The organism is Kitasatospora sp. NPDC004799 (assembly GCF_040609095.1).
GTDB lineage: Bacteria > Actinomycetota > Actinomycetes > Streptomycetales > Streptomycetaceae > Kitasatospora.
This window is the reverse complement of record NZ_JBEXJK010000430.1, coordinates 1-6,775: the sequence shown is the minus strand read 5'-3', so window position 1 is coordinate 6,775 and position 6,775 is coordinate 1. Positions and strand designations below refer to the sequence as shown.

Below are 6,775 nucleotides of genomic sequence, written 5' to 3'. Positions count from 1 at the left end.
GGTCGGTCCGCGGGACCGGCACCGGCCCGGCCGGGTCGGCGAGCGCCGGGACACCGTCCACCAGCACCGGCACGTGCCCGTCGGCCAGGGCCGGGAGGACCGGCTCGTGCGGGTCGGCCGCCATCGCGGCGCGTCGGCGCCGTTCGATCACGGCGGCCGCGCTGGCCACCACGGCCACGCCCTTGGCCACCGCCTTGAAGGCCTTTCCGCCCCTCGCCATCCTCGCTACCACCGCTCCCCTACCGAACCCGCCGTGCCCGGCGGTACGCCGCGGGTCCTGCCGCGGCCGTCAGGGATGACGCTACCCGGCGTGGGTGCGGCGAGTCCGGTCGCCGGTCCGTTCGATTCGAACCTCCCAGCCCGGCAAACCGGACAAAGCGCCAGGTTCCGGCTGGTTTCGGACGCGGTTCGCTGGGGAGGAGACGGGACGAGACCCCGGAGCCACGCCGCCGAGGTCACCCCACGGCCAACCGCCGGCGGACCGGCCGGTGCGGGAGGCATCCAGGACCCCTTCCCGCGCCCCGCGTCCGCAACCGGGACCGCACCGCCCGAGGGCGCACTGGTCAGCGCAGCCCGGGCGGCGCGGTCCGCCTCCTCCTCGGCGAACCGCGCCCGAGAACACCACGGCCCCCGGCCATCCGTCCGAGCAGGACGGGCGGCCGGGGGGCCGTGCGGAACCGGACCGCCGGAGCGGCCGCCGTTCCTAGTACCAGTTGTGGCCCTGCCAGAACGACCAGGCGCCACAAGGGCTGCCGTAGCGGGAGTTCATGTAGCTGAGGCCCCACTTGATCTGGGTGGCCGGATTGGTGCGCCAGTCGGCACCGGCCGAGGCCATCTTGGTGCCGGGCAGCGCCTGGACCAGGCCGTACGCGCCGGAGCTCTTGTTGGTCGCGGTGTAGTCCCAGCCGCTCTCGCGCTTCACGATCTGGCTGAAGCACTGGAACTGCGCGTCGTTGCCGACGATCTGCCGGGCCAGCTCCTGGACCGAGCCGGGGCTGACCGAGACGGGCGCGCTGTCCTCCACCGCGGTCATCGCCGAGCGGGCCTTGGAGCGGTTGGCGGCGGCCTCGTCGGCCTTGCGCTTCTCCTCCGCGGCCTTGGCGGCCTTCTCCGCGTCGGCCTTGGCCTGGGCGTCGGCCTTCGCCTGGGCGTCCGCGGCGGCCTTCTGGCGCGCGGCCTCCTCGGCGGCCTTCTGCTCCGCGGCGGCCTTGGCGGCGGCGTCGGCGGAGGCCTGCTGGGCGGACGCCTGCTGGCCGATGTTGTCACTGATGGTCTGCGCCTGGGCGCCAGAGGGGACTTCGGCAAGCAGGGTCGCGCCGGCGACGTCGACCGTCTGCGTGGTCTTGCCCTCGCTGCCCGAGGCCATGCCCACGACGGCACCGACAGCGGTGACGGCGGTGGCGGAGGCCACAGCAACTCCCCGGACCGAGATCCGAGTCACATGGATTCCTTCCAGCATCGCCCACGCGTGACCGTACGGGCGCAACATGCCCCTTGGCACGGACCTCCGCACGGTGCTCTGGTCACGGGAGGTGCTGGCCCGGCGTCCGGCCGAGGTGAGGCGACCGGGCGTTGGAATCGGGCGGCGTACGGCTCAACTGTCTTCAATTGTGCGCCCACCGACCGGAGTTGGCGGACCTTCCGGGGCCTGACTCCCGGAGTCCGGAAGCCCTGCCGCGCCGTACGCGGGGCCTGACAGAACCCTCACCATGCCGCACCGGGCACTGTCGACGCAATTCCCGCTCGCGTGGCGCATGTCACATCCACCGTCCGGCAGTTCCCCGAACACAAAGCACTCGATGTGATGAAACGGATGGAGCCCGCTCCCTCAGGAACGAGCTCCAGAACGCGAGTTGACCGTATTGTCCGACTATGCCCCTATTGGGCGGATCACGGGTGGATGTCCTCCAGCATCTCCGTGACCAGAGCCGCGATCGGCGAACGCTCCGAGCGGGTGAGCGTGATGTGGGCGAAGAGCGGATGACCCTTCAGCTTCTCCACCACCGCCACCACGCCGTCGTAGCGGCCCACCCGGAGGTTGTCCCGCTGCGCCACGTCGTGGGTGAGCACCACCCGCGAGCCCTGGCCGATCCGGGACAGCACCGTCAGCAGGACGTTCCGCTCCAGCGACTGGGCCTCGTCCACGATCACGAAGGCGTCGTGCAGCGAGCGCCCCCGGATGTGGGTCAGCGGCAGCACCTCCAGCATCCCGCGGGAGATGACCTCCTCGATCACGTCCGGGGTGGTGACGGCGGAGAGGGTGTCGAAGACCGCCTGCGCCCAGGGGCCCATCTTCTCCGCCTCGGTGCCGGGCAGGTAGCCCAGCTCCTGCCCGCCGACCGCGTACAGCGGCCGGAAGACCATCACCTTGCGGTGCTGCCTCCGCTCCAGCACCGCCTCCAGCCCCGCGCACAGCGCCAGCGCCGACTTGCCGGTGCCGGCCCGGCCGCCCATCGAGACGATCCCGATCTCCGGGTCGAGCAGGAGGTCCAGCGCCACCCGCTGCTCGGCGCTGCGCCCGCGCAGGCCGAACGCCTCGCGCTCGCCGCGCACCAGCCGCACCCGGCCGTCGCCGGTGACCCGGCCGAGCGCCCGGCCGCGCTCCGAGGTCAGCACCAGCCCGGTGTGGACGGGCAGCTCGGCGGCGCCGTCGACGTCCACCCCGGCGTCGTGGCCGGCCGAGAACAGCGCGTCCACCTGGTCGGCCGGGACGTGCAGCTCGGACATGCCCGTCCAGCCCGAGGTGACCGCCAGTTCGGCCCGGTACTCCTCGGCGAGCAGGCCCACCGAGCTGGCCTTGATCCGCAGCGGCAGGTCCTTGGAGACGACGGTGACGTCGTAGCCCTCGGCCTGGAGGTTGCGGGCGACCGCGAGGATCCGGGTGTCCGCCTCACCGCCGCCGGCCCGGTAGCCGACCGGCAGTATCGACACGTCGGAGTGGTTGAGCTCGACCCGGATGGTGCCGCCGAGCTCGCCGACCGGGATCGGCTCGTCGAGCCGGCCGTGGCGGATGCGGTAGTCGTCGAGCAGCCGCAGCGCCTGGCGGGCGAAGTAGCCCAGCTCCGGGTGGTGCCGCTTGGCCTCCAGCTCGGTGACGACCACCACCGGGAGGACGACCTCGTGCTCCTCGAAGCGGGTCATGGCGAGCGGGTCCGCCAGGAGCACGCTGGTGTCGAGAACGTACGTGCGCCGGTCTGGTGTCCGGCGGCTCTTGGAACTGACCACTAGGCCTCCAGAGCGGATGACCCTGCGTCATCCGCGGCAAGCCGGCCTCGCTGCCCCGGTGGCCTCGGGGCCGGACTGACTGGAGTATTCCCAGGCGAGGAACGGTGCATTCGCGCCCCCGGAGAACTGACGGATCATTGCCGGTGAACGTTTGGCCTCGCGCGGGCGCCGGGTAGGCCAGGCCTACGGCGGTCACTTCGCCCCGGCGGCCGGGCCCGGGACCACCGCCCCGGAGCAGCCGGGGTCACCGCCCCGGGGGCGGCCGGGAGCGGTCGGGCATGACCGGGAAACGACCGGGAGCGGTCGGGAACACACCCGGGAACGGCCGGGATCGGTCCGGGGTGGCCGGGACTACAGCCCCAGCCGCCGGTGGCGCTGCTCGTACGAGCGCAGCGCGCGCAGGAAGTCGACCTTGCGGAAGGCCGGCCAGTACGCCTCGCAGAAGTAGAACTCGCTGTGCGCGCTCTGCCAGAGCAGGAAGCCGGACAGCCGCTGCTCGCCCGAGGTGCGGATGATCAGGTCCGGGTCGGGCTGGTTGCGGGTGTACAGGTGCTCGGAGATGTGCTCGACGGTCAGGATCTCGGCCAGTTCCTCGATCGAGGTGCCGCGCCCGGCCTGCTCCTGGAGCAGCGAGCGGACGGCGTCGGCGATCTCGTGCCGACCGCCGTAGCCGACCGCGACGTTGACCGTTATGCCGTCGATGTCGGCCGTCCGGTCGGCGGCCCGCTTGAGCACGTCGGCGGTGTGTTGCGGCAGCAGGTCCAGCGCGCCGACCGGGTTGACCCGCCAGCGGCGGGCGGCGGCCAGGCCGGTGACGGCGTCCTCGATGATGCCGAGCAGCGGGACGAGCTCGTCGGCCGGGCGGTCCAGGTTGTCGGTGGAGAGCATCCAGAGGGTGACGACCTTGACGTGGGTCTCGTCGCACCAGCCGAGGAACTCGCTGATCTTGTCGGCGCCGCGCTGGTGGCCGTACGCGGTGGAGCCGCCGGCCGCCTTGGCCCAGCGACGGTTGCCGTCCAGGATCACGCCGATGTGGCGCGGGGTGCTCGCGAGGTGGACCTCGACCCGTCGGCCGTAGAGCCGGTACATCCCGCCGAGCAGGGTGCGCAGCCCCGGCGTCCGTTCGGCGACATCGCGCAGACCCATGTTTCCCGGCCCCTCCGTGCTCGTTGAACTGGTGCGTCTCCGCCCCCGGCGCAGCCTACTCCGGCGCACCGGTGCTCGGAGAAGCCGCAGGTAGCGGTCTTGTCACAGTCCTGTACGAAGTCTGTCGCGACGGGTGTGTCGGGCGCCGTCCGGGCGGGCTCCGGGACCACCGCGGGGCCCGTGGGGCGCGGACACGGAACGGTCTCCGAATCCTTAACGGAACCGTAAGCCGTTCGTCCGATGCTTGACGACCAGCAATGGTCTAGTCCAGCTTTTGATCCGGGACGGAACGATCCTCCTCTCCTCCGCCCCGCAGGCTCGCTTCGGACCTCCCCTCCCCCACACGCGGCCGCCGCGCCCCCCACCGCGGCGGCCGCTCCTCCCCCAGGAGCGTCACCCCATGGCCCGTACGCTGAACCAGCCCTCGCACAAGCGCCGGCGCAGCCCCCTCCCGGCCGTCGCGGCCGGTGCCACCGCCCTCGCCCTGGCCGGCGGCGGCCTCGCCCTCTTCGCCGGCGGCGCCAGCGCGGCGGCCGGCAACCTGCTCTACAACGGCGGCTTCGACAACGGCGCGATCGGCGGCTGGGCCTGCACCGGCGGGGCGACCACGGTCTCCCCGGGCCACACCGGCCCCGGCGCGCTCCAGTCCACCCCGGGCGCCGGCGACACCGGCGAGTGCGTCCAGACCGTCACCGTGCTGCCCAACTCCAGCTACACGCTGAGCGCGTGGGTCCAGGGCCCGTACACCTACCTCGGCGCGCGCGGCACCGGCGGCACCGACCCGTCCGCCTGGTCGAACCAGAACAGCTGGAACCAGCTGTCGACCACCTTCACCACCGGGGCGAACACCACCAGCGTCACCGTCTACCTGCACGGCTGGTACGGCCAGAGCGCCTTCCTGGCCGACGACGTCACGCTGACCGGACCCGGCACCCCCTCGCCGACCGCCACCCCCACCACCCCGACGCCGACCCCCACGGCCACCGCCACGGCCACCGCCTCCCCGACGGCCACCGCGTCGCCCACCGCCACGTCGACCCCGACCCCCACGGCGACGCCCACCCCGACCGCGACGGCCACCCCGACCCCCACCGCCACGCCGACCAGCACCAACCCGCCGGCCACCGGCCTGCCCGCCCACCTGGTCACCGGCTACTGGCAGAACTTCGACAACAACTCGACCGTGCAGCGGCTGGGCGACGTCCAGAGCGCGTACGACATCATCGCGGTCTCCTTCGCCGACGCCGTGCCGACCAAGGCCGGCGCGATCAGCTTCGCCGTGGACCCGGGCCTGTCCAAGGCGCTCGGCGGCTACACCGACGCCCAGTTCCGCGCCGACGTCAAGGCCAAGCAGGCGGCCGGCAAGAAGGTCATCCTCTCCATCGGCGGCCAGAACGGCGCGATCACCGTCGGGGACGCCACCGCCGGCGCCAACTTCGTCAACAGCGCCTACGCGATCATCAAGGACTACGGCTTCGACGGCATCGACGTCGACCTGGAGAACGGCGTCCAGGCCGGCCCGCTCGGCGACGCGCTGCACGCCCTGCAGGCCAAGGTCGGCCCCGGCTTCGTCCTGACCATGGCCCCCGAGACCATCGGGATGTACAACACCTCCGGCGCCTACTTCCAGCTGGCGCTGAGGACCAAGGACATCCTCACCGTCGTCAACACCCAGTTCTACAACTCGGGCGGCATGAACGGCTGCGACGGCAAGGTCTACACCCAGGGCACCATCGACTTCATCACCTCGCAGGTCTGCACCCAGATCCAGGGCGGGCTGCGGCCGGACCAGGTGGGCATCGGCGTCCCGGCCTCCACCAAGGCGGCCGGCGGCGGCTACGTCTCGCCGACCGTGGTGAACAACGCGCTGGACTGCCTGGCCACGGGCAACAACTGCGGCAGCTTCGTCCCGCCGGCCAAGTGGCCGACCATCCGCGGCGCGATGACCTGGTCGACCAACTGGGACGCCAACAACGGCAACGCGTTCTCCACCGCGGTCGGCCCGTTCGTCCACAAGATGCCGTAGCCCGCGGCCGGCTGCGGCCGCAGCCGCCAGAAGCCCAACTCCCCCGGCGCGCCGCTCCTTGAGGGTGGGGCCTGCGCGTCGGCGGCGGGGCCCGTCGCACCGACCGGTGCGGCGGGCCCTTCCGTTCCGGGGCCTTCCGTTCCGGGCCCTTCCGTTCCGGGGCCGTCCCCTTTATAGGGGCCGGCCTTCACGGGGCTGTCGGGGCCGGTCGCTCGGCGACCTCACCGCGCCAGGACCGCGGTGAGCGCGCCGAGCAGCAGGAACGGGCCGACCGGGAGGTCGAGCCCGCGCACCGGGCGGCGGCGGGCCCCCCCGGCCGGGGCCCCCCTGGTTGCCCACAGCCCCCCGGGCACCATCCCCCCCAAAAGCCAGCCCAGC

General features: G+C 72.7%; 5 protein-coding genes. 1 reads left to right on the top strand and 4 read right to left on the bottom strand.

What is annotated here, in order from left to right; all coding sequences use genetic code 11:
- The 4 genes from ABZW03_RS34555 to ABZW03_RS34540 all read right to left on the bottom strand — a co-directional run.
- Positions 1–220: hypothetical protein (locus ABZW03_RS34555; protein ID WP_355267437.1), on the bottom strand; the 220-nt coding region annotated here is incomplete at its 3' end.
- A gap of 483 nt (positions 221–703) precedes the next feature.
- On the bottom strand, positions 704–1,459 hold the full coding sequence (locus ABZW03_RS34550) for a transglycosylase SLT domain-containing protein (protein ID WP_355267434.1): 756 nt from the start codon (positions 1,457–1,459) through the stop codon (positions 704–706).
- A gap of 431 nt (positions 1,460–1,890) precedes the next feature.
- Complete coding sequence (locus ABZW03_RS34545; protein ID WP_355267431.1) at positions 1,891–3,225, bottom strand: PhoH family protein; 1,335 nt, start codon at positions 3,223–3,225, stop codon at positions 1,891–1,893.
- 351 nt (positions 3,226–3,576) lie between these two features.
- On the bottom strand, positions 3,577–4,314 hold the full coding sequence (locus tag ABZW03_RS34540; RefSeq protein WP_355267440.1) for an isoprenyl transferase: 738 nt from the start codon (positions 4,312–4,314) through the stop codon (positions 3,577–3,579).
- A gap of 457 nt (positions 4,315–4,771) precedes the next feature.
- Here ABZW03_RS34540 and ABZW03_RS34535 point away from each other — a divergent pair, with 457 nt between their 5' ends.
- Positions 4,772–6,397, top strand: coding sequence for a glycosyl hydrolase family 18 protein (locus ABZW03_RS34535; RefSeq protein WP_355267427.1), 1,626 nt, complete (start codon positions 4,772–4,774; stop codon positions 6,395–6,397).
- Positions 6,398–6,775 lie beyond the last annotated feature (378 nt).